The organism is Aquimarina sp., assembly GCF_977115655.1.
Window position 1 is genome coordinate 1 of sequence record NZ_CDSBKO010000137.1, and the last position, 2,765, is coordinate 2,765.

The window sequence follows — 2,765 nt, forward strand, 5'->3', positions numbered from 1 at the left end:
GTGTTATAAACCTCTAATTATTTAATAATTATAAATTCACTTCTTCGGTTTTGCTGATGTTCTTTTTCGCTGCATGGTATTTTATTTTTGCATTTATTGACCAAAGAGGTTTCTCCATACCCCCTGCCAGTAACCCGGGATTTATTTATTTGTCCCTTGTCAATAATATATTTTATAGTGCTTTTTGCCCGCCTTTCACTCAAATACATATTATAATTATCGCCTGCTCTGCTATCGGTGTGAGATCGAACATCTATTTTTAAGTTAGGGTATTCTTTAAGGGCTGCTATGATTTTTTGTAACTCTATTTCTGCATCTGGCCGTATAAAAGATTTATCCAAATCAAAAAATATAATTTCTAAATCTAACAGTTTGCCAAGATCCCCTCCTGGTCTTAGCTCTGCCTCGTTCAAGCCCCCCTCCCCTAATTGTAAAGGAAGTTGGTGGGTATATTCTAAAGCAAAATTAGTTTCTAATAAAGCTTCTGTAGCACTATACCCTGGATTGGTTCCTCTAACAATATAGGTTTTTCCACAATCTACATTTAATTTATATTGCCCTTTCCCATTTGTTGTTACCCTGGATACTTCCTGATTATTATCATCCAGCAAAATTACTTCTGATCCAGGTAAAACATCTCTGGTATATGCATCTGTAAGAACCCCGCTTACATATTGTGCGCAGGTAGTAATAAGCTCTTTTGTTTGTTCAAAGCTGTAAATATCATCATTTCCATTACCCCCGGAGCGGTTACTGGCAAAATAACCTATCTTGGTATCTTCATCCAGAACAAAAGTAAAATCATCTTCTGAACTATTTACTGGCTCTCCTATATTATACGGAATAGAATACCCTGAGATTTCGGGTACAGCAACAAATATATCAAGCCCCCCTAATCCTACATGTCCATCACTGGCAAAATATAATCTACCTGAATCACTAACATAAGGAAAAGTTTCTCTGCCTTCTGTATTAATACGGTCTCCTAAGTTTTTTGGTTCTCCAAAAGTACCGTCTTCATAAATATCTATTTCATATAAATCAGAAAGTCCCCTACTGTCTGGCATATCACTTGCAAAATATAGTTTTTTACCATCTGCACTCAAAGCTGGATGTGCTATCGAATATTCATCACTATTAAAAGGCAACTCCTCTATATTAGTCCATTTTTCACCATCTAAAGTAGCCCTGTATAACTTTAAAAGGGTTGTCCCGTTTACATTAGACTTTAACTTTTTCTTTGTGAAATTATTTCTTGTAAAATAGATCGTTTGCCCATCCTTACTAAACGATGTAGAGGATTCATGAAAACGGGTATTTATTTTTCCTTTTATTTTTTCCGGAGTTGTTAATGCCCTGCGCTCTCCCAAAATATCTGATGTATACAAATCTAAAAAAGGCATCTCATTCCATTCATGTATGGTTTTTGTCATCCTATTTTTCCCTTCTCTGGAGGAAGCAAAAATTAATTGCCCCTGATAGTTAAAACTAGGCGCATAATCTGAATATTCAGAATTTATGTAAAGTTTTTTCAGGTTGTACCTGCCCGATTGCATTTCTATAAACTTAAGATAATCTCTTGTATTTACAAAATATTCTGCACGTTGGTCATTTCCAGATAATATCTTAAATTTTTCCATAATCATATCTGCATCCTCATAACGTTTTACACTTTTTAAACTTTGAGAGTAACGAAATAAATATTCGGGTTCTATTTGAGCTTCATATTCATGTACCAATTTTTCATACCATTCCACAGATTTTTCTAAGTCGGCATTGAAATAATAGGAATCTCCTATTTTTTTATATAGTTCTGGCGAAGTATAACCACTTTCTGCTACTTGAAGATAAATTTTTCGAGCATCAACAAAGGCAAAACGACTAAAGTTTTCATCAGCTTTAGCTAAACGCTTTTCCTGAGAAAATGCAACACAAGATAATAACAAACTTATCGTAATATTTATAAAGTATTTATTCAAATTCATGATGTGGTCGTTTTTATATAAGATCTAAAAACTAAATTTTGTATGATTACTTTTTTATCTTTGGGCTAAAGATTAACTCTCTTAAAAGAATCTTGGGGTTAGCATTCTATTATATTTTTTAAACAATTCAAACCTTAAAAACACTTCATAACTTCCATCATTAAAAGTTGTATTTCCTAATTCTGTAGTTTCTTTATCATACGCAAACCCAATCATCATAGCATCGGATATCTGAAATCCTATATTTCCACTTACCGCAGCACTCCATCTATACGCCGCTCCCAAAGTAAATTTATCATATAATAAAAAATTAGCAGAAACATCTACTTGCAAAGGTGATCCAAAAACTAATTTGGTTAATACCGCTGGTTTAAATTTTACGTCATCACTGATATTAAAAACATAACCGGAAATCAAATAATAATTAACACGTTCTTCTGCCAAAAAACTAGAGGCGTTACTATCGCTGCTAGTAGTGCTTTTATCAAAATGATCTGTTTCTAAAAGGTTAGGTGCACTTAGTCCTAAATAAAATTTATCTGTATGATAGTACACACCTATCCCTACATTGGGACTAAACTTGTTGTCTATATTGCTCCCAAACAGAACATCATTATTGTTAAATTGCTTCAAGCGTTGAAAATCAATATTCAGCAAATGACCACCCCCTTTTAAACCAAAACTCAATTTTGCTTGTTCTGATAATGGAATTGTGTACGAAAAATCTATATTAATATTGGTTTCGCTTGTCGGTCCTATTTCATCATGAATCACAGATAA

At 33.3% G+C, this 2,765-nt stretch carries 2 protein-coding genes; both read right to left on the reverse strand.

All coding sequences use genetic code 11. The features are described 5' to 3' along the window. Window positions 1-17: 17 nt before the first annotated feature. Window positions 18-1,985 (reverse strand): OmpA family protein, encoded by a 1,968-nt coding sequence (locus tag ACZIYX_RS23795; RefSeq protein ID WP_462684755.1) that lies wholly within the window; start codon window positions 1,983-1,985, stop codon window positions 18-20. Between the two features lie 81 nt (window positions 1,986-2,066). Next, window positions 2,067-2,765 (reverse strand): PorP/SprF family type IX secretion system membrane protein (locus tag ACZIYX_RS23800; protein WP_462684756.1); only part of this gene is annotated, 699 nt, incomplete at its 5' end.